Origin of the sequence: Streptomyces sp. NBC_01451 (assembly GCF_036227485.1) — a bacterium.
Taxonomy (GTDB): domain Bacteria; phylum Actinomycetota; class Actinomycetes; order Streptomycetales; family Streptomycetaceae; genus Streptomyces.
This window is the reverse complement of sequence record NZ_CP109479.1, coordinates 7,074,717-7,097,936: the sequence shown is the minus strand read 5'-3', so window position 1 is coordinate 7,097,936 and position 23,220 is coordinate 7,074,717. Positions and strand designations below refer to the sequence as shown.

The window sequence follows — 23,220 nt, the reverse complement described above, 5'->3', positions numbered from 1 at the left end:
TCAGTCCGTGAACCCGTGGTGGGTGATCTCCAGGACCTCCGTGGCGACGCTCGGGTTCGCGGGGTCCAGGGAGGGGCCCTGCCAGCTCACGGGCAGTACGTCGATGAGCCCCCAGCGCGCGACCTCCGACCCGTCCGCGCGCAGTGCCGCGATCTGGGCGGTGGGCCGGGTGACTCCGGTGGTCACGCTCGAGATCCAGGCGGCGACCTTGGAGGTGTCCGGCGTCAGCGGCCGGGTGAGCCGGATGTTCGAGAACGTCACGCGTGACGGAAGCGCCCACACGAACCCGTTGTTGCCGCCCTCCTGGTGGTGCTCGATCTCCACCGCGGACGACAGTCCCTCGCACCCGTTGAAGTAACCGAGGCTCTCGCCGTCGATGGTGAGGGTGAAGAAGATGGTGGAGCCCGGGTCGGTATCGGTGGACATCGGGGCCTTTCAACAGACTTGTCAGAGTGCGGAGTCGGGCTTGGAGTTGTTTGGAGTTGTGGTTGCGGACGCGTCGGTGCGGACGGGTCAGTGACGGGGGTCGCGGAGCTTGCCGATGCGCTCACGGTCGAGACGCAGTTCGGTACGGACCTTGCGGGTGACCCTGTCGATCAGACGGTGGGTGAGTTCGTCGAGCTGGTGGTCGTTCAGGGCCTTGGCGTCGAAGGCCGCATCGGATTCGGGCTCCGCCTTCCGCGACTTGGCCCGGGACTCGGACGATGACGACGGCTGGTCAGCGGGCGGGGGTGACGACCGGGGGGTGTTCTGAGGTGCGGGCATCCGCTGGATACGGACGGCCGTGGGCGCGGGTGCGGCCGGCGGTTGCGGAGGTGCGCCGCCGGCGATCGGCGGTCGCGGCGGGGTGGCCTGCGTGCGCTGTACGGGGGCGCTGCCGCCGGAGCTGTACGGAACCGGCCCGGGGGCATGACGGACCGGCGTCACGGTCGGCCGGCCCGCGGTGGGCGCGGGACGCCTCAGGGGGACGGCCCTGGGTACGACGGGGAGGGCCCGCGCTGCCCCCGCGGCGACCGGTGCGGCGGGGACGGACGTGGTCAGGGGGTGGGCGGAGGAGAGCGCCCGCTGGACGCGGGGTGGGGTGGGGCGTACCGAGGGGGTGAGTGGGGTGGGGGGTTCGGTGGGAGCGCTCGCCGCCGAGAGGGGCAGCGCCGAGAGGGCCGACGCGGGAGCTGCCGCGCCGGACACGGCGACTTGCCTGGTGGATACGGGAATCGCAGGATCCGCCGGTGTCATGACGGCACGCTGGACGGGCGAGCCGAGGGCCGGCATCGACGCCGCTGTCGCGGAGAGGGCCGACGGGGGGAGACCCGGCGCGGGAGTTGCGGTGCCGGGCGCCCCGACTGCCCCCATGCGTACGGGTGTTACGGGAGCCGGCGGTGCCGTGACGGCCCGCTGGACGGGCGCACCGACGGCGGGTGTCGGCGCCGGTGTCGTGGGGATGCCGGGGCGCTTCGGGGTGCCGCGTCCCACCAGGGGCGTGGCGCCCGCGGGCGGTGCGGAGAGCGGCGCCCCCAGGGAAGTGCGCCGACGGGGCGTGCTCGGTGCCGGGGCAGCGGGCCCGGGCGGGGCCGTGCGCCGGGTCTCGGTGGCTGCCGTTCGCTGGATCGGGGCGGACAGACCGGCGAGGGGCTTGTCCGGGGTGACCGGTACGGCGGCAGCGGGCGGGTTCGTGCCGGGGCGAGAGGGTGCCCCCTGAGGGGAGGCGGGCCCCGGGGCGACGGGTGCGGCGTCCGACGCCCGGGCCGCGACGGTGTGCGGCGGCCGGGAAGAAGTCTGCGTCACACTCCGGGTGACGGGCACGGCATCGCGCGGGGCGCCGGGCGTCGCCGGGACCGATCCCGGGGCCGCGGAAGTGGGTGCCTGGGAGGAGGCCGGGGCGCCGGTTCGCACGTCGGCGGACGCGGGCTGCCGGAACGGGGCGTCGGAGGTCGGGGTCGGGGTCCTGCTCGGGAAAGCGGTGACTGGTACGACGGGGGTGGTCGCCGGTCCCGTCGGGGTGGCGGCTCGCTGCACCGGACGTGCGTCCGGTCCTGCGGAGGGCCCAACCGGTGGTGAAACAGCGGCACTTGAGCCGGACGGGGTGGCGACGGGGTGTATCGGGGAAACGTCCCGTGCGGCAGCAGGAGCAGCCGGGGCTCCCGCAGGGGCGGCGGCGCCGGGTCCTGGCGTCGCGGCAACCGGGCGTACCGGCACGACCGTCGGTTGCCCCGCGGAATCGGCGGCGGCCCTCTGCACCACGGGCACATCCGACGCGCCGGACCTCGGCACGTCCGAAACGGTCGACGTCTGTACAACCGCCCCACCGGACACCGGTCCCGGCCCCCCGGACGGGGCAACCGGCCCCACCGGAACGCCGGTCGACGCGCCGCCCGAACCGGCGGACGTCCGCACAACGGTCCCGCCCGGCCCCGGAGAGGCAGGACCCGACGACGACGCCGCCGACCCGGACTGTGACGCCGCCGAAGCGGAACGCAACCCCGTGACACCCGGCGATGCCACGGACACCGACGCGGACGCCGGATCGGGCCCCCCTGACGTGGGGCCCGGTCCGGGTGGCGCGGCAACGGGCCTCGCCTGAGCCGCAGTTGACCCCGCCGAGGCGGCCCTCTGCACCACGGGCACGTCCGGCACCGCAGACGCGGGACCCGGTCGGGTCCCCGGCGCCGCCGCGGCCGGGCGCACGTGATCGGCGGCCCGTTCCGCAGCCCTCGGGGCAGAACTGCCGGGTGCGGCGACCCGGCTCGTCGAGGTGTCGGCGGAAGCGGCTGCGACCGGTCGTGCCGAAGCGGCAGCCGGGCCCAGTTCGGAATGACCGCCGCGCGCCTCACCGCCCGTGGCCGCCGCTGACGCGCCGGGGGCCAACTGCACGGACGCCACGCCGGAACCCGGGGAAGCCGCAGTCGGTCGTACGGGAGCGGCAGCCGGGGTCGGCCCGTCCGAGGTGGCGGCCGGTCCCACGGACGGAGCGGCCGAACCCACCGGAAGCGCGCCCGGCTCCACGGCAGCGGCCGGTCCCGGCAGGGAAGCCGCCGACGCGTACGGGGTGACGGCCGAGGAATCCGGGGAGACAGGCACCGCACCGGACGACGCGGCCGGAGCCCCGGGAGCACCCGTGGACGCGACCCCACCGGAACTCCCCGCACCCGCACCCGCAGCCTTCCTGGCCACCGGCAAGGTCCGCCGCTGCACCACCGGCGCGCCGGAGACCCTGGTCAGCGGCACGGCCCCGGCCACGGACGAGGAGGCGGCAACGGAGGAGCCCCCGGCACCCGCCGGACCCCGGGCAGCACCCGTACTCGAACCCGAGGCAACCGCTCCCCCGGACCCCGAACCGGAAACCGCACCGGCACCGGCACCGGCACCCGCACCCGCACCCGCAGAGGACACCCAGGCGGCAGCGGGCAGCGCCCCCGCAGCCGGGCGACGCCCCACAACCGGCACCCGCCCGGCAGGGACCGAGCCCCCGCCCGAGGACACACCCGGCGAGGACACACCGGAAGAAGCCCCCGCCCCCGAGGACGACGGCCCATCTCCCGGACCACTCACCGCCACGACCCGAGGCCCCGCCGCCCGGGCGACCGCTCCCGGAAACGCCACGCGCTGAACGGAGGCCGCACCGGCGGAGGCCGAAGCGACGCCCTCCGCCCCACTCGCCGTACCCTCCTCAGCCATCGCCAACGGCAGTGACCGCGAGGGTAGTTCAAGTCCGGTTCCCGGCCCCCGCGACTCGACGAGAGCCCCCCTCACCAGACCGCTCGGCGCGTCGTCGAGGACGGCGTGCGAGAGGGTGCCGGTGAAGGAGGGGTTCTGCCAGGTCGTGAGTCGGCCGGCGAAGCCCGCGTCGGCAACTCCCGTCCGGCCGACGGCGGTCGCGCGCTGCATCGGCGGCAACGCGGACCACCCGGCCGACGGGGTACCGGACCCGGGACGGGACGTCTCCCCGCCCCCGGCCTCGCCCCCGACGTCAACTCCGCCACTGGAGATGGCACTTGCCGCCTCGCCGGCCCCTCGGGCCTCCCGGCGACGTTCTCTCAACCGCCCGACGAATCCCACGCCCTCACCCCTCCCCCGCCGCGCGCGTGACAAGGGCCGCGATCCGGTCCGTGTAACGGCGCCGGTCGCGGTGCTCAAGGTCGAGGATCTCGTCCATGCTCCAGTGGAAGTGGTAGGCGACGTACGCGATCTCCTCGTACAGCCGGTCGCTCGCGTACGTCACGATTCCCCCAGGCGGCTCCCGCCGAGTTCGACTTCGAACGGCTGCTCACAGTGCGGGCAGGTCACGCCCGCGCGGGTGTGCCCCTCCGCGTTGATCTGCCGGTAGAAGTCCTGGAGGAAGGCGAGGTCGGAGGCGAACATGTTCTCCACGACGCCGTCGTGCACGAGCGGCAGCGAGCCGAGCCGGGTGATGACCCGGCCGAGCAGCACCACCGACAGATACGCCGGGTTCTCCTGAACGCGCATGTCCCGCAGGGGGATCAGCTCGTCCCGGGCCGTGGCCAGCCGCATCACACCGTCGCGGTGCACCGTGCCGGTCTCGTCGACGTATCCGCGCGGCAGCTCGAACTCGAACTCGGTGCGCAGCCGTTGGGGAGCGGCGGCGACGACGATCTGCTCCGCCGTCGGTGCCGCCTCCGTCCCGGGGGAGGCCGGACCGGGGTCGGCCGTCGCGGCCCCGGCCGGCCTGGGAGCCGTACGACGCATTACTCGATGACCAGTTCTTCGAACGTGATCGTGACCGTCTCCTGCAACGCGGACGCCTCGCCGGCCTTCACCGTGCTGGTGTCGATCTTGCTGCACCAGGCGTTGCGCATGTTGTACCGCTTGACCGGGTTGTTCTGGTAGTCCATGACCATGATCGTGGCGTTCTTGCGGGCCGTGGCCATCTGACCGGCGACCGACTCGGTGATCCACTGGTTGAAGGCCGAGGACTGGGTCATGCCGCGGACGACCGTGCAGGTGCCCGCCTTCTTCACGCCCGGCAGCTTCTTGGTGACGGGCTTGCCCTGCGCGGAGACCTGCTGGTACTCGATGACGTCCTGCTCGATGCTGAGGCCGCTGACCTCGGCGAGGTACTCGACCATCACGCCGTCGATCTGCAGGCCGAAATTGTGTGAGGTGAGGGCGTCACCCGGCTGGAGGCTCATCTGGCTCTCTCAACTCTCTTGCTTCTGTTGGTTCTCTGCGTGTCTGGAGGACTTGGTATGTCTGCGAGGGGGGTTACTCCTCCAACTCCCCGCTGCCACCGGAGAACTGGGCCAGCCTGAAGATCACGAACTCGGCGGGCTTGACCGGCGCGATGCCGATCTCGCACACGACGCGGCCGAGGTCGACCGACTCCGGCGGGTTGGTCTCCTCGTCGCACTTGACGTAGTAGGCCTCCTCCGGCCGCTGGCCGAAGAGGGCGCCGCTGCGCCACTCGTTGACGAGGAACGCGGAGACGTTGCGCCGGATACGGGCCCACAGCTGGTGGTCGTTCGGCTCGAAGACCACCCACTGGGTGCCGATCAGGATCGACTCCTCCAGGTAGTTGAAGTAGCGGCGCACGTTGAGGTAGCGCCAGGCCGGGTCGGAGGACATCGTGCGGGCGCCCCAGACGCGGATGCCGCGGCCCGGGAAGGCCCGGATGCAGTTGACGCCGATCGGGTTGAGGAGGTCCTGCTCACCCCGGGTGATCTGCATCTCCAGGTCGACCGCGCCACGGACGACCTCGTTGGCGGGCGCCTTGTGCACACCGCGCTCGGAGTCGTTGCGGGCCCAGATGCCGGCGATGTGGCCGCTCGGCGGGATCAGACGGGCGTGCCCGGTGGCCGGGTCGAAGGCCTTGATCCAGGGGTAGTACAGGGCCGCGTACTTGGAGTCGTAGCCGGCCGTCTCCTGCCGCCAGACACGGATCTGACGGGCGTTCAGCCCGGGCGGCGGGTCGATGACGGCGACACGGTCGCCCATCAGCTCGCAGTGGGCGATCAGGCCGAGCTGGACCGCCTTCACCTGCTCCAGGTCGATCGCACCGCGCTGGTAGGCCGCCATCAGGTCGGGCACCGCGACCATCGACACCTCGTCGACGGCCTCCAGGCCACCGAATCCGGTGCGGTCGGCGGAGTCGCCGAGATACTGGGCGGGGCCGGCGTGCGCGCCCTCGGTGTCCGCCGTCGCCGGGACGACCGCGGCGGGGGCGGCCGGGGCGGCGAGCGCCACGGTCTGGTTGTCGGGACGGACGAGCTGGGCGGCGGGCGCCGTCTCCTGCACGGTGATGAGCTTGGAGCGCTCCTTCACCTGCGTGACGACGTAGTTGCGGCCGCCCTTCTTGGCGGTCACGTCGAACGTCTCGACAGCCTTGTCGCCGTCCTTGACGATCAGCTTGAACCGCTCGGCCGGGCCCTCGCCGTCCGCGTCGGTGACCTCGACGCTCAGCGAGCCGCCCGCCACGGCGGTCACGCTGAAGGTGCCGATCTGCTTGGGCTCAGCGGCTGCCAGCGCGGCCCGGTCGTCCGCGCCCGCGAGGGACTTGGCCGGTGCGGAGTCTCCCCCGGCACCGCCCGCCGCACCCCCGACCCGGACGACGTACGCGGCCGAGCCGCCGTTGTTGAAGAAGCCGTAGACGCTGTGCGCGAGGTAGTAGCCGTCGGTGAAGTCACCGAAGGCAGCGACGTACTGCGTCCAGTTGGTCACCAGTGTCGGCTCGTTCAGCGGGCCGGTCGGCGCGAGGCCGACGAAGGCAGCGACCGAGGTGCCCACTCCCTCGATCGGACGTGAGCCGCTGGCCACCTCCTCGACGTATACGCCGGGCGACAGGTAGGACGGCATGCTCTGATCTCCTCGGGGTACGAGACAGGACACTTCCCACCCTCACGCGCACGTCCCGTCCGCCGAAACGGCCTGCGGTACCTCATGAGGGGCAACTTCCGTGCCCGCAAGGGCAATCCGCCCGGCCCGCGAACCCCGGACCCCGTCGGCCCTGCCCGTACGTCTGCCCCTTCGGCTCTCCCCGCAACCCGCCCGCACCGGTAAGGCTGGGGGGCGGACCGAACCGGACCGAACCGCACTGGGCCGAGCCGGGCCGGGACGGGACCGTTCGGGAACGCGGAAGCCGCGGCCGAGATCACCTACACACCCGGGAAGTGAACGACCCAGTGACCCTTTGGACTTCCCTGGAGCCCGCCTCCGCGACCGTCGACCCCGGCGGCAGCACAACCGTCCGGCTGCGCCTGCGCAACACGGGCGACGTCGTCGACGAGTACCGCTTCGAGCCGGTCGGCCCCATCGCCCCGTGGACCCGGATCGAGCCGCAGACCCTCCGTCTCTACCCGGGTACGACGGGCTCCGTGGACCTGACCTTCGCCCCGCCCCGCACCCCGGACGCGACGGCCGGCCCGAACCCCTACGCCGTCCGCATCACACCCACGGAACACCCGGAGGCGACCACCGTCCCCGAGGGCAACCTGACGATCACCCCCTTCACCGAGGTACGGGCGGAACTCGTCCCGCCGACCGTGAAGGGACGTTTCCGGGGACGCCCGAAGCTCGCCGTCGACAACCTGGGCAACACCAGGCTCACCGCCTCCGTCAGCGGCAGCGACAACGGCGACAACCTGTCGTACGACATCCACCCGGGCAGCGTCCAGGTCGAGCCGGGGCGGGCGGTGTTCGTCGACGCACGCCTCAAGCCCCGCCAGATCATCTGGTTCGGCGGCAAGGAGGACCGGCCGTACAAGCTCGCTGTGCAACGCTCCGGCGCCGTACCGATCGACGTCGACGGCACGTTCGTACAGCGCGGTTTCCTGCCCCGCTGGCTCGCCACCTTCCTCGGTGTCTTCCTCGCCCTCGCCATCACGTTCGTCATGCTCTGGATCTCCTACCGGCCTCAAGTGGGCACCAGGGCAAAGGAGTTCGAGTCGGCCGGCACCATCAGTACCCTTCCGCCGCCCAGCCCCACGGCCGTGGCCACGACTCCGCCCGTGGCGCCCAGCCAGGAGGCCGTCCAGAACCCCGTCGTGAGCGCGCCCCCGCAGTCGGCGGAGGCGCCGGCCGCCGGAGGCGGGAGCGAGAGCCCGGCGGCCGGGGGCGGCGGGGGCGGCGGCGCGCCGAAGAAGGAGACGAAGGCGCCGGAGGTGACCGCCGCCACGGCGGTGACGCAGCTGGCGGCCCGCAGCACGGGACGGCACATCTGCTACCGCGCCTATGTCGCCGACCAGGGCTGGCAGGCCCCGGTGTGCGACGGCGCCGAGGCCGGCACCACGGGCAAGGACCTGCCGATCAAGGCCGTGAACATCGCCGTGTCCGGAACCAAGGGGACCGCGGGCAGCGGCGCCTTCCAGTACCAGAACTGGAAGGGCACGAAGTGGACGAGCGCGGTGAACGGGATCGACAACTACCTCGGCAGCACCAAGGAGTCGGACGAGCCCCTTCAGGGCTTCACCATCCAGGTCTTCGACGGCAGCGTGTGCGGCAACCCCCATGTGCAGGACCGCGGTTGGCTGGGCGTGGTCTGCACCGACGCCGGCGGCTGGAAGTACATCGGGAGCGACATGAATGAGCACCTTCAGCTGGAGGCGTTCCGTATCACCGTGTGAGACGGGAGGGTCACCTACCAGGTGCCCTCGCCCGGCACCAGTCGTCCCGCCTTGCGGTACTCCCGCTCGGCGCCCTCCAGCAGGTCCGCCGTCGTGACCGGTCCGCCGCGTCCGACGGCGGAGTAGGCGGCCGTGACGACGGCGCTGCGGATCGAGCCGCCGGCCAGTTCGAAGGCGTCGGCGACCCGGGCCGGGTCGGTGCCGGGTTCGCAGGGCACCATGGCGAGGCTGTGCCGCCACAGGGCGAGGCGCTGACCGGCGTCGGGGAACGGGAAGTCGACCACCAGGTCCAGCCGGCGCGTGAACGCCTCGTCGATGTTGGCGCGCAGGTTGGTGGTGAGCAGCGCGATACCGTCGAAGGACTCCAGCCGCTGGAGCAGGTACGCGCTCTCCATGTTGGCGTGCTTGTCGTGCGCGTCCTTGACCTCGGAACGCTTCCCGAAGACGGCGTCGGCCTCGTCGAAGAGGAGCACGGCGTCGGTGCGGTCGGCCTCGCTGAAGATCCGTTCGAGGTTCTTCTCCGTCTCGCCGACGTACTTGTCGACGATCGACGACAGCTGGACCACGTAGAGATCCAGGCCCAGTTCGGCGGCGACGACCTCGGCGGACATCGTCTTCCCGGTGCCGGACTCCCCCGCGAACAGCCCGAGCACGCCCCGGCCCCGCCCGCCGCCCGCGCTGAGCCGCCAGTCGCCGAGGACCCGGTCGCGATGGCGGGCGCGCAGGGCGAGTTCACGCAGTTGGGCGAGCGGCTTGCCGGGCAGGACGAGATCCCCCCAGCCGACGTCCGGTCGGATGCGCCGGGCATGCCGTTCGAGCCCGGACGCCGACTGCTGCCGGGCGGCCAGCCGCAGATGGTCGGCGGTGAGCGCGGTCCCGTCGAAGCCGGCGAGTCGGTTGGCGGCACGGGCGGCCCGCGCGATGCGGTCGGCGCCGAGGCGGTACGGGGCGACGGTGGCCGCCAGATCGAACCCCAGGTCCGGTTCACCGGGGTGGCCAGGTTGGTCAGGGGCGCCATGGTGACCGGGGTGGCCGGGGTCGCCGTGGTGATCGGCGCCCTGCCGCAGCGCGTCCCCCCAGGCGTTCGGCTGCCCCGCGCGCTGCCGGGGCGCCTCCAGGACCAGCGGGTCGTCCTCGGACCACTGCGGGTCGTACGGGCCGGACCCGGTGAGCAGCACGGGTACGTCCGACACGTCGACCCCGGTCAACGCCTTGACGAGGGAGGCGGGTTGGTCGGGCAGCGGCGACACGACGACGACCCGGCCGCTGAGCCGCGCCTCACGGAGCAGGTCCGGGACCCGGTCCTCGGGCCCCGAGAAGTGCAGCGCGCCCAGTCCGGCCGAGTACAGGGCCGCCGTGACACAGGCCAGGCCGTCGCCTTCGCGGTGTTCGCGCAGATAGACGGTGGATGGTGGCGGGGGCGCGGAAGCCGCGGGGGGCCCGGCGGTCAGCAGGGCGGCCAGCCGGTCGGTGAAGTCCGTCGCGTACGAGGGATACGAGGCGTACGAGGTCGCGGGCGCGAGGGGGCGTACGTGGCCGGCGAGGGCCGCGTCCGGGGTGTCGTCGCCGAGAAGATGGGCGGCGACCCGGTCGGGGACGCGCAACTGGCGGCTGAGGAAAGGGCGTTCGGGTTCCTCGACAGCCAGGAGGCCCAGCGCGGTCAGGGGCGCCGAGGAGTGGAAGCGGGCCCTGGCCGCCGGTTCGTGCGCGGGGAGTCCGCACAGGTCGAGGACGAGCCCGGTGGTGGCCCGGCGGCGGCCGACGTCGTCGTTGAGATAGCCGTACAGGGGCTCGAAGGAACGGTCGAGGTCCGGGGCGAGGACGGCGAGGAGGATGTGGACGTCCAGGGCGCCGAGGCCGAGGCGGGCGGCGAGACGCGCCAGTGTGTCGTCGCCGTCGACCACCGGCAGGGCGCCGGGCGGACCCCCGGGGGAATCCCGCGGGTCCTCGGTTCCGGGCCGCACGAGCAGGTGCCGTACCGCCTCCTCGGACAGATACAGCCCGCGCAGTGGATCGTCGGCCGTCGGATCGTCGGCACTGCGCAGCTCGACCAACCGGGCCACCTGGGCGCGCAGTCGGGAGAGGCGGGCGAGGAGCCCGGCGGCGGGCTCGACGACGGGCTCGGCCTTGGCGGTGCCGACCGCCGGTGGAACCACGGGATTCACGGAGTACGTGTCCCCGTCCGTCGCTCCTTCTCCAAGTGCCGTGGCTGATGGGCCCGTTCCGGGGAGTCCTCCAGCGAGCCGTCGATCGCGCGGACGCGGACGGCGGCGCCCTCCGTGACCGGGGGTCCGGCGTCGTACTCGGGGTAGGCCGGGAAGGGTGCCGTGACCACGAGGTCGAGGGACGGCTTGAGTTCGCCGCCGAGGGCGGACCAGATCTCGGCCAGGGAACGGGACTCCGTGTGGCTTCCGGACACGGAGAGCGGCACGGAGAGGCCCAGCTCGCCCAGCGCGCCGGGGAGTTCGTCGGGGGAGAGCAGCTCGCGGGGCAGCAGGTTGGCCAACACGGCGGACAGCAGCCGGTGTTCGTCCTGGGGCTGCCTGGTCCAGGCGGTGACGAGGTACGACAGCCGGAACCAGCGGGGCGGCTGTCGGCGCCGGACGATCACGTCGCGTTCGTCGCGGACGGAGACGGTGCCGCGCTGGCGGCGGGCGGTGTCCTCGCGGATGTCGTACAAGTAGGCGTTGACGGCGGGGCCGTTGCGCCGGGCGGCCCAGTCCCGGGTCGGGGCGTCGAAGAAGACGTCGATGCCTGATCCGGCCAGGGCGCCACCGCCGAGCAGCCCTTTGAGGACCTCGTCCACCTCGTGGATCACTGTCGCGCTCCCGCCCGCCCCGCTGCCGTGCCCCCGCGTGGCGCACACGGCCCAGGGCCGTGTGCGCTCGGTTGTTCGAGCTCGGTCTTGAGCTCACGGCCATGCTGCCGTCCCGCGCGCCCGCCCGCGCAGGCACGCAAGGGACGGGGGACGGGCACGAGTTGGTGTCCGCGCGCCGCGTTCGATTGCCCGTTCGGTCAGATGTAGCCTTCGCGCAAGGCATAGGCCACGGCATGCGCCCGGTTGCGCAGATGCAGCCGGGTGGTGAGCCCATGCATCACGTTCTTGACCGTGCGCTCGGAGTAGGACAGCTTGCTGGCGATCTCCCCGGTGTCGAGCCCCTCGGCGACCAGGCGCAGGACATCGACCTCGCGCGGCGCGAGGCCCGAGGTGGGGGCGCCGGGCTGGCCCGCCGCCGTGCGGTGCAGTGTGCCCACCTGGCTGATGAGCCGGCCGAGCAGGTCGGAGGGCAGGTCGCCGTCGCCCCGGGCGGCGGCGAGCACTGCCTGCGCCAGCCGGTGTCCGGTGGCCTCGTGGCGCCAGACGATGGCTCCGACGCCGCACTCGATGACGTCCAGGAGTTCGTTCTCGCGCAGCACGCCCACCACGAGAACGGCCTTGGCGCCCTCGCTGCGGACGAGCCGGCGCAGCCGGGACAGCGTGGACTCGTCGAGGATCTCGCTGACCAGGAGGGCCACGACGCCGGGCCCGCTGTCGGACTCCTCCCGGAGTTCGACCACCGGGTGCTGCCGCAGCTGGCTGACCGCGCCGGCGCGGGAGATCGGGTCGGACGCGTGCACGGCCACGGGTACACGGCGCCCGGCTTCGGACGGCCCGGTACTGGCCCTCGTGCCGGCCACGGCCCCCGTGCCGGGACCTGTGGTGCGGAGTGTGGTGCGCAAGAACTGCCCCCAGGGTCAGGTGCCGCCACCTTCGAGGGGTCGGTGGCAGACGTGCACAGCCCACACTTCTGTGACGCATGGGGCGCGCACAATCGTGGACCACCACGAGACACACCACGAGATCGGCCACCAGTTCGACCACTAGACCGGCCAGTCCCTACCCAAGACAGGAGGCAGACATGCCAACCCCCGCCCCATGGTCGTCCCCGTCCGCATTCCCATCGTCGTCGTCATCGTCATCTGCGTCCTCAACGCTGTATGAGCGCCGGGAGGCTCTGGCACTGGTGGCCGAGGAGGCGGCACGCGCCCGCGAGGGTACGGGCCGCCTGGTCCTGCTGCGCGGTGCGACCGGCACCGGCCGCACCGCACTCCTGGAGGCCGCCACCGGGCACGCGGAGACGCACGGCATGCGCGTCCTGCGCGTCCGCTGCTCCGCCGGGGGCGGCGCGACCGACATCCGCCTGGCCGTGGTGGAGCAACTGCTTTCTCCTCTCCAGGAGTTGACTTCCTCGGCTCCGCCCGGCCCCCCTGCCGAAGCCTCCGGTGCTCCGGACGGGCCGCTGCCGCCCGCCGCACGGCTCTGGCGGCTGCTGCGCGCGTACGCGGCCGAGGGTCCGGTGCTGGTCGCCGTGGACGACGTGCACCTCGCGGACGAGGACTCGCGCTGCTGGCTGATCGAGGCGGCGCGCAGGGTGGACCGATTACCGGTACTGCTGCTGGTGACGGAGCGCAGCCAGTACGACGTGGACCCGCCGTCCGCCGGCCTCGTCCACACCCTCTCCCCCGCCCTCGTACGCACCCACACCCTCGCCCCGCTGAGCCGCGACGCGGCGGCGGACCTGGTGCGTTCGGCCGTCGGCGACGTACCGGAGACGTGGGTGGCGGACTACGTCCGGGCGGGTGCGGGCAACCCGCTGCTCCTGCGCGCGCTGCTGGAGGACCTGAACGCCACCGGCGCCCCGGCCGCGCTGCCGGAGACGTGCGCGGCGCTGTATCCGGGGGCGTATCCGGCGGCGGTGGCGTGGTGGCTGGACTGCGCCGGGGCGGCGACGGCCGAGGCGGCGCGGGTGCTCGCCGCGCTGGACGAGTTGCCGGGGGGCGCCGACGTCGACCTCTTCACCGAGACCGCGGACACCCTCGGAGCCGACCCGGCCCGGGTAAGGGGCTGGCTGACCGCCATGCCCCGGCTCGGCATGCTGCGCCTCCGCGACGACGGGCTGCCCCGCTACGCCCACCCGCTGCTGCGGGACGCGGTGCTCGCCGGCTGGTGCGCCGCCGACCGGCAGGCCGCGCACGGGGCGGCGGCCGAGGCGATGCTGCGACGCGGTGTCCCGGCGGCGACGGTGGCCGAACTGCTGCTGCGCTCGGGCACGATGGGCGAGGTGTGGGCGACGGACGTCCTGCTCGACGCGGCCGGCGGCGCCGTCCGCGACGACCGTTCCGACGACGCGGTGGTCCTGATGCGCCGGGCGCTGGACGAGCCGATGTCGGACGGGCGCCGGGCCGAGGTGCTGACCGAGCTGGGCTCGCTGGAGTTCGCCGCCGTACGTTCCTCGGCGGCCATCCCCCGGCTCACGGAGGCGATGCGGCTGCCGGGCCTGCCGCAGTACCGCGTCCAGGCGGCGGTGGCCCTGGGCACGGCGCTGGCCAGACGCGGCGAGGCCCGCGCGGCGGTGGCCCTGCTGCACAACCTGGACGGCCAGTTGACGGACCACCCGGACCTGCTCCGCACGGTCCAGACCGCCTCGGCGCTCCTCTCCGACCACGACCAGACGATCCGCGAGGAGATGTACCGCCGGCTGCACGAGACCGCCGAACACTCCCCGCACACACTCGGCCCGGCCGGCCACGCCCTCCTCGTACGGTACGAGGCGACAGCGGGCCTGATCTCGGCGGACGCCGCCATGAAACGGGTGCGTGCCCTGCTGGCGGAGCCGGCCGTGCCACTGGCGGAGCCGTTCCTGCTCGGCACGGCGGCGGCGGTGGCCCAGTGGGCCGACGAGCTCGACGAGGCGGAACGCCTCACGGAACGGGGCCTGACCGGCCAACGCCCGACGCTGCTCCACCCGATGCACGAGGCCCTGCTGAACGTTCGCGCCGACATAGCCGCCGCCCGCGGCGACTACGGGCAGCTGCTGGGCGACGAGGAGTCGTGGCGGAGGGACGGAACGGGGGCCGGGACGGGGCCCGGGTCCGGTGGCGGTCCCGGAGCGGGGTTCAGGTTCGGGCTGGAGTGGGTGGCCGGGACCGGGGACGCCCGGGCTACGGCCGAGATCGGATCCGCGGCCGGGACGGGCACGGGCACCGCCACCGGAACCGGACCGACGAACGTGGAGGCGCACGTACTGCTCGCCCTCGTCGAGACCGGCCGCCTCGAAGAGGCCGGGCAGCTCGCCGGTGCCTTCGACCTGCGGGAGGCGCACGACTCCTGGGAGTTGAACCGTTTCCTCTACGCGCGGGGAGTGGTGCGCGGCGCCTCCGGTGACGCGGCCGGCGCCCTCGGGGACTTCCTGGAGTGCGGGCGCCGCCAGTCCGCACGCGACGTACTGAGCCCGGTGGTCACCCCCTGGCGGGCCGCCGCCGCACAGTGCCAACTGGCCCTCGGACACCCCCGGGAGGCACTCGCGCTGGCCGAGGAGGAACTGCGGCTGGCCCGGGTGTGGAACACCCCGCGCCTGGTGGGCCGTTCACTGCGGATACTCGGCACGGCGACGGGCGGGCGCCGCGGCCTCGACCTGTCCGAGGAGGCGGTACGGGTCCTGCGCGAAGCCGCTGTCGAGACGGAACTGATCCCGGCCCTGATCGCCCGGGGCCGTCAGCTGACCGCCGCCGGCGAACGCGCCCGAGCCCGCAAGTCGCTGCGCGAAGCGGCCGAACGCGCCGAGCACCTGGGCGCCGTACGCCTGCGTTCCGCAGCCGACGAGTCCCTCCGCGAGGGCGGCGCCCGCAGCACGACGACGACACTGACGGCGAGCGAGCGCCGGATCGCGGAACTCGCGGTGGAGGGCCGTACGAACACGGAGATCGCGGAACTCCTGCACGTGGCCCGGCGCACGGTGGAAACCCATCTGACCAGCGCCTACCGGAAGTTGGGCATCCGGAGGAGGGGCGAGCTGACGGCGGCGCTGGGCGGTGTTCCCGAAGCCGGCCCCCGGGCCGACCCGCCGTGAGGACCTCCCGCCCTCGCCCGGGCCTCAGGGGCGGCGGGCGGGGCGAAGGCTGGGCGCGGCGCCACGGGGGAGACGACACGCCCAGCCTGCCGGTCGGAGGTCCACCAGGCCGTGGTCCTGACCCCCGGTAACACCATGCCCGCCCGCACTCGAAGCCCGCTGGGCCACGACTCGTCCCCCGCCGGACACCGTCGGCGCGGCACTGGACGTCCGCCCCAGCCGCCTTCAAGCGCGGGGAACTAGCTTCGGCCCCCGGCATCCGGGCGAAGGGAGTCGTCGTGCGCGACGTAAGGACATGGCTGCGGAGGGCGTGGCACGACATGGCGGCGGGACTGGTGGCCGTGGGCCAGTGCTTCGGCGCCCTGACCCCACCGGAGTGCTACGGATTCACCCCGTACACCGTCCCGCCGACCGTCCCGCCCGCTGTCCCGTTTCCGGGCCACCCCGAATGTCTGACCCCGGCCTCGCTCTCGGACCTGCCGGCCCATGAACGCGCGGTGTGGGGCGACCTCGCCGAGGTGTGGGAGGACACGGACCTCCGCTGACGCCGCCGGGAGCGGCGCTCACCCACCCGCGCCGAGCTTCTCGCTCGGGCCGCCGGGGCCCCCGGGGCTGCCGGGTCCACCCGGCCCGCCCGGGCCGCCCGGCCCGCGCGCCTCCAGTCGCACGTCCTTCAGCAGCAGGGCCAGCACGAGGCCGACCAGCAGGACCGGTACGGCCGAGAGGAAGACCGTCGACATCGCGTTGCCGTAGACCTCCGAGACCGCCTCGGCCGTGCGAGGGGCGAGGGAGCCCGAATCGGCGGGGTCCCAGGTGCCCGAGACGATCCGGTCGGCCGTCTCCGCGGGGAGCAGACGCGCCGCCTCGGTGGCCAGCCGGGCGTTGAGGATCGAGCCGAAGACCGTGGCGCCGAAGGCCGTGCCCAGGTTGCGCGCGAGGCCCACCGTGGAGGTGCTCACCCCCATGTGCTGCCGGGGCGCGGTGCTCTGGGCGACGAGCGTGGTCACCTGGGAGGACAGCCCGACCCCGATGCCCATGACGGCGAGCAGGAGCGCGACGGCCATGGCGCTGGTGTCCTGCGACGTCAGCGACATGACGGCGGCGGCGACCGCCGCCAGCGCCGTGCTCGCCACCGGGAACCACTTGTACCGTCCGGTCTTCGAGATCACCTGTCCCGCCACGACCGTGGCCACCGCCAGGCCGATCATCGCCGGGAGGAAGAGCAGCCCGGTCCGGGTGGCGCTGACGCCCAGGGCGGCCTGGTAGAAGAGCGGAACGAAGTTGACGCAGCCGAAGAACGCGAAGCTGACCCCGAAGGCCACGGCCACGCAGATGGTGAACGTGCGGTCCGCGAACAGGCCCAGCGGGACGATCGGTTCGGGGGCGGACCGCTCCCGCCAGACCCACAGCACGGCCGTCAGCACCGCCCCGGCGCCGAGCGCGACGACCCCCAGGTCGGTCCAGCCGTCCCGGCCGGCCCGGTCGGTGGCCAGAACCAGACATCCGATGAGGAGGCAGAGCAGTGCCGTACCGGAGTAGTCGATCCGCGGGCGTGCCTCGCGGCGGGCGGCGCGGGGCAGCAGGGTGGCGAGGCCCGCGAGGGCGAGGAGCCCGAGCGGGACGTTGACGTAGAAGATCCAGCGCCAGCCCAGTTGGTCCGTCAGCACACCGCCGGCCAGCGGTCCGGCCAGGTTGGCGATCACCATGACCCCGGCGAACCACCCCTGGTACTTCGCGCGTTGCCGGGGCGGCATCAGATCGCCCAGCACGGAGAAGGCGCTCACCTGGAGCCCGCCCCCGCCCAGCCCCTGGAGCGCCCGGAACACGATGAGCTGGCCCATCGAACCGGCGGCGCCGCAGGCGGCGGAGCCCACGAGGAAGATCAGCACGGCGGAGAGGTAGACGGTCCGGCGCCCGAAGATGTCCCCGAGTTTCCCGTAGATGGGCATGGCCACGCTGAACGTGAGCATGTACGCCGTGAACGTCCAGCTGTACAGGTCCAGGGCTCCCAGGTCACCGGTCATGCTCGGCCCCGCGGTGGCGACGATCGACTGGTCGAGCATCGACATGGCGCTGGTCAGCAGAAGCGACGCGAGCAGAAGGGGGAAGCGTGGCGGCAGCGGTTGAGCAGGAGCTGCCGCTCCGCTCGCACGTCCCGCGCCGGGGTGCGTCATTCGGGAACTCCTTGTCAGGCGCATGCGCGACTTTTCGCAACTAAATGCTTCTAGCATATGAATGCTTTGTGTAGCGTACCCCTAGGTGAGGTGATCGCTACCGAGCGTTTTGAGACAGACCTCGAATCGCTCTCGCGTGTCGAGCGCAGCTCAAGCAAGAGTCAAGGGATCAACCGCACGCTCACGTCGGGCATCAGGCTGTGTCAGATGCGATTAACGGGAGGGCCAGTGCTGCAGATCGGTTTACTCGGAACGCTGCAAGTCGTGCATGACGGCGTACACGTCACGCCATCCGCCCCGAAAGTACGTCAGGTCCTCGCGCTGCTGGCCCTGAGGGCCAACACCACGGTTCCCCTGCATCAACTGGTCGAGGAGCTGTGGGAAGAGCATCCGCCGTGCAGCGCCGCCACCACCCTGCAGACCTACATCTACCAACTGCGCAAACTGCCAGGACTCGGTGAGACGCAGCCCCCGGGCAGTGCCGACTCGTCCCAGGCACTTCTGACCACCCCCGGCGGCTACCGGCTCTCCATGCCTCAGGGCTGCCTGGACGCACAGGAGTTCACCGAGCTCGCGGCACGGGGCAGGGAGGTCATGGAACGCGGCGCGGTGGCCGAGGCCGCCGATCTGCTCCACCGGGCCCTCGCCGTGTGGCGGGGGCCCGCTCTCAGTGACCTGGCTCCCGGCCCGATCGTGGGCATCGACGCCCTCAGGCTGGAGGAACAGCGCTACGAGGTGATGGAGGAACGGATCGACGCCGATCTCCTCCTCGGCCGCCATCACCGTCTGATCAGCGAACTCAGCGGCCTGGCCGCCGACAACCCGACCCGCGAGGGACTGCACGCCAAGCTGATGCTGTCGCTCTACCGGGCGGGCCGGCGGCCGGACGCCCTGGAGGTCTTCCAGCGCATCCGCCGGATGCTCACCCGGGAGCTGGGGCTGGAGCCCTGCTCGGAGCTCCAGCGACTGCACCAGCAGGTCCTGGCCGGCGACCGCGGGCTCGACCTGCCCATGGAACGGACCACCGTGATCGGCACCCACGCCGAGGGCCCGCACGACGAGCCCCTGGTGACGCTGCCCCCGGACGTGCCGCTCGTCGGACGGACGGCCGAGATCTCCCGGATCACCCGGCTGCTCACGGAGCCGGGCGGCACGGACGGCGCGCGCTGCGTCGCGGTGGCCGGGCCGCCCGGCGCGGGCACCACGGCCCTCGCCGTCTCCGTCGCCCACGGCCTGGGCGACGCCTTCCCCGACGGGCGGCTGTACGTGTCCTTCGGGGACCCGTCCGCGCCACGGACCGTGGAGGACGTGCTGGCGGACCTGCTGGAGGCGATCGGATGCCGGCGCTCCGAGCTGCCCACGACCAGACCCGGGCGGGCCAGGATTCTCCAGTCCTGGCTCGCCACCCGCCGCGTGCTGCTGGTCGTCGACGACGTCGGTGCCGCCGACCAGGTCGCCGATCTGGTCCCGGCGCACTCCCGGTCGGGTCTGCTGGTGGCCGGCTACCGACGGCTGTACGGCGGCAAGCTCGGGACGCCCGTGGACGTACCGCGGCTCCCCGCGGACCAGTCCAGGGGGCTCGCCCTGCAAGTGCTGGGGCGGGAGCGGCTCCTGGCCGACGCCTCGTCCCTGGGCACGCTCATCGACCTGTGCGGCGGGCTTCCGGGCCCCGTGGTGGAGGCGGCCGGTCTGCTCGGGCTGCGTCCGCACTGGTCGATACGGCAGCTCATCGACTGGATGAGCAGGGATCGCCCCGCGACCGTCGCCTGCCAGCGTCCGAGCCCCTTCCACCACGTCGTCCGGCGCTGCCAGGGCCTCACACCGGCCTTGCGCGACGCGCTGGCCAAGCTGGCCGGAGCGGGTGAGGACGTGCTGACCGTGGAGAACGCGGCCCGCGCCCTGGGCCGGGACCCCGACGAGACCGAGGAACTGCTGGAGGAACTGGTGGAGTTCCTGCTCCTGGAGGTCGACCTCGTCAGCGACGCCTCCTCGCACCGCTTCTTCCAGTACCGCCTGCCGTACCTCCTGCGCACGGCGCTGCGCACGACCGCACCCCACGCCGCCGTCTGACGGCGACCGCGCACGACTCAGGGGCGCTCTTCGGGGCGCCCCTGAGTCGTGCGCGGACGGAAGGGAGGGCCCGGGTCACAGCTCCAGGCAGTCCCCGAGCCCCACCAGCCAGGTGTTCACCTGGAGGACCATCTCGACGTTCATGCGATGGAGCCAGTCACGGGCCTCCGCCTCGCCCTCCGCGGAGACGACGTGGCGGGCCCTGTCGAGGTCCAGCAACCGAAGGACCGGGGACGACGGATCGGCCAGCACCTCCGCGAACTCCTCGTGCAGCGCCTTGGTGTACGTCGTGTCCTGGCTGACCGGGAACGGCGCCTTGGGCCGTTCGAGGACCTGCTCGGGCAGCAGGTCGCTCACGGCCGCCCGCAGCAGACTCTTCTCCCGGCCGTCGAACGTCTTCATCGCCCACGGGATGTTGTACGCGTACTGCACCAGCCGGGGGTCGCAGAACGGCACCCGCACCTCCAGCCCGGAGATCATGCTCAGCCGGTCGTTGCGCTCCAGGAGCCGGGGCAGCCAGTGGGTCAGGTGCAGATGGCAGACCTCGCGGGCCCGCCGCTCCTCGGCGTCCTCCCCGGTCAGCCGGGGGATGCCGGCCATGGCCTCGGCGTACCGCTCCGCGTAGTACGTGCCCATGTCGAGGCGGCTCTTGAACCCGGCGGACAGCAGCCCCTGCCCCAGCCCTTCCCGGGTGCCCGGATGCCACTGCTCGAAGGCGACCCAGGGGAACTGCTCCTCGTACGCCAGGTCGGGGATGTGCACCCAGCTGTAGCCGCCGAAGATCTCGTCGGCGCTCTCGCCGGTGAGCGCGACCTTGCAGTACGGCCGCACCCCCGCGAACGCCTGGTAGGTGGAGGTGTCCATGTCCCCGAAGGGAGCCGGCACGTCCTGGGCGCGGAGCACGGCGCGGCGCGCCACCGGGTCGATCAGGTCGGCGGTGCTGAGCTCGATCTCCAGGTGGTCGGAGCCGACGTGCTCGGCGACGGCCCGTGCGTACGGTGCGTCGGGGGCGCTGCGCACCAGGTCGGGCTGGAAGTTGTCGCTGTAGCCGCTGTAGGTGACGGTCGCGGTGCGGACCTTGCCGCCGCCCTCGCGGGCCAGGGCGCGGGCCGCGAGGGCGGCGACGGCACTGGAGTCGAGCCCGCCGGAGAGCAGCACGCTCAGCGGCACGTCCGCGACCAGTTCGCGGGAGACGCTGCTCTCCAGCAGTTCACGCACGGTGCGCACGGTGTCGTCGAGGCCGTCCTCGTGCGGGCGGGCCTCCAGCTGCCAGTAGCGGCGCAGCCGTACGCCGCCGTCCGGGCCCAGGGTCAGGGTGTGGCCCGGCGGCAGGTCGCGGATGTCGCGGTAGACGCTCTCGCCGGGGGCGCGGGCCATCGAGAACAGCACCCGCAGTCCGTCGATGTCGACGACGGGACGCACGGCGGGATGCGCGAGCAGGGTCTTGGGCTCGGAGCCGAACACCAGGCCGCCGGCGGTCTGCGCGTAGTAGAGCGGCTTGATGCCGAACCGGTCGCGGGCGAGCAGCAGGGTGCGGCGGCGCGGGTCCCAGACCGCGAACGCGAACATGCCCTCCAGGTGCTCGACACACCGCTCGCCCCACTCCAGGTAGGCGTGGAGCACCACCTCGGTGTCGCTGCGGGTGACGAAGCGGTGGCCGAGCCCGGTCAGCTCGGTGCGCAGTTCCCGGAAGTTGTAGACCTCGCCGTTGTAGGAGAGGACCGCGGACGGCTCCTGGCCCGCCGCGCCCGCGCCGGCGTCCGTACGTCCGTCGGGCCCGGCGGTCATGGGCTGGCGGCCACCGCTCACGTCGATGACCGCCAGTCTGGTGTGGATCAGCGTGGCCCGGCTGTCCGCCCAGGCGCCCGAGTCGTCCGGGCCCCGGCAGGTCATTGTCCGCGCCATGCCGGCCGCGAGTCCGGCCTCCTGCCCGGCCGGTCCGCCTTCGCGGCCGGCCCAGCCTGCGATGCCGCACATTGGGGATCTCCTTCCATGGCAGGTCGGTGCCTGGGCTCCAAGATCTGCCCGGGCGCTCGAATCCACGTGGAGAGGCGCTGGACCGGCCCGGCCGTGCGGATCACCCGGTCAGGCGGGTGCGGAGCCCCGGCGGAAGGCCGGGACGAGGATCGCGCCGACCGTGAGGTGCAGCAGGACGAGCGTGGCCCGGTTGCCGCCGCTCAGACCGGCACCGAACAGCGGTGCGAAGAGGGAGACGACGAGCACCAGGACCGCCACGCCGGTCCAGACGGCACGCGCACGGCCGGCCGCCACCTTCTCCAGCAGGGCGAGGAGCGCCCAGCCGAGGAGGGAGACGACGGCGGTGCCGATCAGTACGGCCGGGAGGACGAGCTCGGTCGTGGTGGTGGAACCGGGGCCGTCCGGCACGCGCAGGTCGATGTCGAGAAGGGAGCCGGCCACGAGCCAGATCAGCGCGCCGGCGGCCACGGTGGCCAGGACGGCGAGGGCTCGGACACGGAGTGTGCTGTCGGTGCGGGTGGCGGTGGATTTGGCGGACATCTGTGACTCCTCGGGTTTCGGAGGGCGTGGCGCTCACCCCACGGGCCAGGTCATTGCTTACAGCATATACATGACCTTCGCATATAAGTGTCCCACATCCAGGAATGCTCGGTCCAGTCATATGCCAGGGCGAGTAATCTCGGAGACTTGAGTGCTGACGGCCTGCCGAGGAATCCCGGCCACGAGAGCGCCCTGGGCGCGAGGAGGAGGTGACCATGGAGGACGGCGTGCTCAACTCCGTGGAACTGGCGATGATCCGGATCCGGCGGCGGCAGTCCCGGCGCAGTCTGGCCCGGCCCGCCATGGAGGGAATGGCGGAACCACTGGACCTGAACACCCTCTCCGTCATCGACGCGGTCGACGAGGGCGCGAGCGAGAGCGAACGGGACGTCACCGTCGGGTTCGTCGCGGACCGGCTCGCCATCGACCCCTCGCGAGCCAGCCGCATCGTCGCCGACGCGGTCAGGTCCGGCTTCGTGCGCCGCGTCGCCTCCCAGGAGGACGGCCGCCGCAGCTGCCTGGCGCTCACCAGGTCGGGACGCGAGGCCGTGTCCGCCGCCCACCGCACCCGCCAGGACTTCTACTCCCGCGCCTTCAAGGACTGGGACCCCGACGAGCAGAAGCACTTCGCCCGCCTCCTCACCAAGTTCGTCGACTCCCTGGAGGACGCGGGCCGCGACTGACCCGCACGCGAGACCCCCCTCGGCGGGGGCGCACCGCACGACCGCACGACCGGCCGGTCCCGCCCACCCGGGCGACAGCCACCCCCCACACCGGACGGCCGAGAAGCCGATCACCACGGCCCCGCGCACCTTCGCCCCGCGCACCTTCGCCCCGCGCACCTTCGCCCCGCGCACCTTCGCCCCGCGCACCTTCGCCCCGCGCACCTTCGCCCCGCGCACCTTCGCCCCGCACCACCCCGGGCCGGGAACACACCGGCCGGAAACCGCCCCACCAGGGCACCGTCCGCCCGTACGAGCGACCGCCCCGCAACCG

General features: G+C 73.0%; 18 protein-coding genes. 6 read left to right on the top strand and 12 right to left on the bottom strand.

Annotated features, from left to right (window positions below):
- Both OG595_RS31175 and OG595_RS31170 read right to left on the bottom strand, forming a co-directional pair.
- Positions 1 to 426, bottom strand: coding sequence for a phage tail protein (locus OG595_RS31175; protein WP_235479583.1), 426 nt, complete (start codon positions 424 to 426; stop codon positions 1 to 3).
- Between the two features lie 87 nt (positions 427 to 513).
- Positions 514 to 1,785, bottom strand: a complete 1,272-nt coding sequence (locus OG595_RS31170) for a hypothetical protein (RefSeq protein ID WP_329277751.1) — start codon at positions 1,783 to 1,785, stop codon at positions 514 to 516.
- Between the two features lie 1,051 nt (positions 1,786 to 2,836).
- On the opposite strand from OG595_RS31170, the gene OG595_RS31165 reads away from it, so the two are divergent.
- Entirely contained in the window at positions 2,837 to 3,607 is a 771-nt protein-coding gene (locus OG595_RS31165; RefSeq protein ID WP_329277750.1) for a hypothetical protein, read from the top strand.
- Positions 3,608 to 4,060: 453 nt separating this feature from the next.
- Here OG595_RS31165 and OG595_RS31160 read toward each other — a convergent pair whose 3' ends face one another.
- The 4 genes from OG595_RS31160 to OG595_RS31145 all read right to left on the bottom strand — a co-directional run bounded on the left by OG595_RS31160 (position 4,061) and on the right by OG595_RS31145 (position 6,807).
- Entirely contained in the window at positions 4,061 to 4,219 is a 159-nt protein-coding gene (locus OG595_RS31160) for a DUF6760 family protein (RefSeq protein WP_329277748.1), read from the bottom strand.
- A complete protein-coding gene (locus OG595_RS31155) occupies positions 4,216 to 4,704 on the bottom strand; it encodes a hypothetical protein (protein WP_329277746.1) in 489 nt (162 codons plus the stop codon). Before OG595_RS31155 ends, OG595_RS31160 begins: the two co-directional genes overlap by 4 nt.
- Positions 4,704 to 5,147 carry a phage tail protein gene (locus tag OG595_RS31150; protein WP_329277744.1) on the bottom strand — a complete coding sequence of 148 codons (444 nt, stop codon included), beginning with the start codon at positions 5,145 to 5,147 and terminating at the stop codon, positions 4,704 to 4,706. Before OG595_RS31150 ends, OG595_RS31155 begins: the two co-directional genes overlap by 1 nt.
- Before the next feature lie 73 nt (positions 5,148 to 5,220).
- Entirely contained in the window at positions 5,221 to 6,807 is a 1,587-nt protein-coding gene (locus OG595_RS31145; protein ID WP_329277742.1) for a phage tail sheath subtilisin-like domain-containing protein, read from the bottom strand.
- Between the two features lie 326 nt (positions 6,808 to 7,133).
- On the opposite strand from OG595_RS31145, the gene OG595_RS31140 reads away from it, so the two are divergent.
- Complete coding sequence (locus OG595_RS31140) at positions 7,134 to 8,573, top strand: hydrolase (protein WP_329277740.1); 1,440 nt, start codon at positions 7,134 to 7,136, stop codon at positions 8,571 to 8,573.
- 14 nt (positions 8,574 to 8,587) lie between these two features.
- Here OG595_RS31140 and OG595_RS31135 read toward each other — a convergent pair whose 3' ends face one another.
- The 3 genes from OG595_RS31135 to OG595_RS31125 all read right to left on the bottom strand — a co-directional run bounded on the left by OG595_RS31135 (position 8,588) and on the right by OG595_RS31125 (position 12,251).
- Positions 8,588 to 10,738 (bottom strand): ATP-binding protein, encoded by a 2,151-nt coding sequence (locus OG595_RS31135; RefSeq protein WP_443073204.1) that lies wholly within the window; start codon positions 10,736 to 10,738, stop codon positions 8,588 to 8,590.
- A complete protein-coding gene (locus tag OG595_RS31130) occupies positions 10,735 to 11,391 on the bottom strand; it encodes a DUF4255 domain-containing protein (RefSeq protein ID WP_329277738.1) in 657 nt (218 codons plus the stop codon). The genes OG595_RS31135 and OG595_RS31130 overlap by 4 nt, the downstream gene beginning before the upstream one ends.
- Before the next feature lie 197 nt (positions 11,392 to 11,588).
- Positions 11,589 to 12,251: a helix-turn-helix transcriptional regulator gene (locus tag OG595_RS31125; RefSeq protein WP_329283373.1), complete on the bottom strand. Its 663-nt coding sequence runs from the start codon at positions 12,249 to 12,251 to the stop codon at positions 11,589 to 11,591.
- A 221-nt stretch (positions 12,252 to 12,472) separates the two neighbouring features.
- Here OG595_RS31125 and OG595_RS31120 point away from each other — a divergent pair, with 221 nt between their 5' ends.
- The gene (locus OG595_RS31120) at positions 12,473 to 15,463 is read left to right on the top strand and encodes an AAA family ATPase (RefSeq protein ID WP_443073202.1); all 2,991 of its coding nucleotides are present in this window, start codon (positions 12,473 to 12,475) and stop codon (positions 15,461 to 15,463) included.
- A 278-nt stretch (positions 15,464 to 15,741) separates the two neighbouring features.
- On the top strand, positions 15,742 to 16,008 hold the full coding sequence (locus OG595_RS31115) for a hypothetical protein (RefSeq protein ID WP_329277736.1): 267 nt from the start codon (positions 15,742 to 15,744) through the stop codon (positions 16,006 to 16,008).
- Between the two features lie 18 nt (positions 16,009 to 16,026).
- On the opposite strand, the gene OG595_RS31110 is transcribed toward OG595_RS31115, so the two are convergent.
- On the bottom strand, positions 16,027 to 17,637 hold the full coding sequence (locus OG595_RS31110) for an MDR family MFS transporter (RefSeq protein ID WP_329277734.1): 1,611 nt from the start codon (positions 17,635 to 17,637) through the stop codon (positions 16,027 to 16,029).
- A 264-nt stretch (positions 17,638 to 17,901) separates the two neighbouring features.
- Between OG595_RS31110 and OG595_RS31105 the strand changes: the two genes are divergently transcribed.
- On the top strand, positions 17,902 to 19,707 hold the full coding sequence (locus tag OG595_RS31105) for an AfsR/SARP family transcriptional regulator (RefSeq protein ID WP_329277732.1): 1,806 nt from the start codon (positions 17,902 to 17,904) through the stop codon (positions 19,705 to 19,707).
- Positions 19,708 to 19,782: 75 nt separating this feature from the next.
- Here the strand turns inward: OG595_RS31105 and asnB are convergent, their stop codons facing one another.
- Both asnB and OG595_RS31095 read right to left on the bottom strand, forming a co-directional pair.
- Positions 19,783 to 21,684: an asparagine synthase (glutamine-hydrolyzing) gene (asnB, locus tag OG595_RS31100; protein WP_329277730.1), complete on the bottom strand. Its 1,902-nt coding sequence runs from the start codon at positions 21,682 to 21,684 to the stop codon at positions 19,783 to 19,785.
- Positions 21,685 to 21,792: 108 nt separating this feature from the next.
- The gene (locus tag OG595_RS31095; protein ID WP_329277728.1) at positions 21,793 to 22,224 is read right to left on the bottom strand and encodes a DUF6069 family protein; all 432 of its coding nucleotides are present in this window, start codon (positions 22,222 to 22,224) and stop codon (positions 21,793 to 21,795) included.
- A gap of 215 nt (positions 22,225 to 22,439) precedes the next feature.
- On the opposite strand from OG595_RS31095, the gene OG595_RS31090 reads away from it, so the two are divergent.
- Positions 22,440 to 22,907: a MarR family winged helix-turn-helix transcriptional regulator gene (locus OG595_RS31090; protein ID WP_329277726.1), complete on the top strand. Its 468-nt coding sequence runs from the start codon at positions 22,440 to 22,442 to the stop codon at positions 22,905 to 22,907.
- The last annotated feature ends 313 nt before the right edge of the window (positions 22,908 to 23,220 follow it).

Bases quoted from the DNA above. Each gene is read 5' to 3' on its own strand.
- OG595_RS31120 (WP_443073202.1), top strand. From the start codon at position 12,473: ATGCCAACCCCCGCCCCATGGTCGTCCCCGTCCGCATTCCCATCGTCG.
- OG595_RS31175 (WP_235479583.1), bottom strand. From the start codon at position 426: ATGTCCACCGATACCGACCCGGGCTCCACCATCTTCTTCACCCTCACC.
- asnB (WP_329277730.1), bottom strand. From the start codon at position 21,684: ATGTGCGGCATCGCAGGCTGGGCCGGCCGCGAAGGCGGACCGGCCGGG.
- OG595_RS31145 (WP_329277742.1), bottom strand. From the start codon at position 6,807: ATGCCGTCCTACCTGTCGCCCGGCGTATACGTCGAGGAGGTGGCCAGC.
- OG595_RS31150 (WP_329277744.1), bottom strand. From the start codon at position 5,147: ATGAGCCTCCAGCCGGGTGACGCCCTCACCTCACACAATTTCGGCCTG.
- OG595_RS31090 (WP_329277726.1), top strand. From the start codon at position 22,440: ATGGAGGACGGCGTGCTCAACTCCGTGGAACTGGCGATGATCCGGATC.
- OG595_RS31110 (WP_329277734.1), bottom strand. From the start codon at position 17,637: ATGACGCACCCCGGCGCGGGACGTGCGAGCGGAGCGGCAGCTCCTGCT.
- OG595_RS31095 (WP_329277728.1), bottom strand. From the start codon at position 22,224: ATGTCCGCCAAATCCACCGCCACCCGCACCGACAGCACACTCCGTGTC.
- OG595_RS31155 (WP_329277746.1), bottom strand. From the start codon at position 4,704: ATGCGTCGTACGGCTCCCAGGCCGGCCGGGGCCGCGACGGCCGACCCC.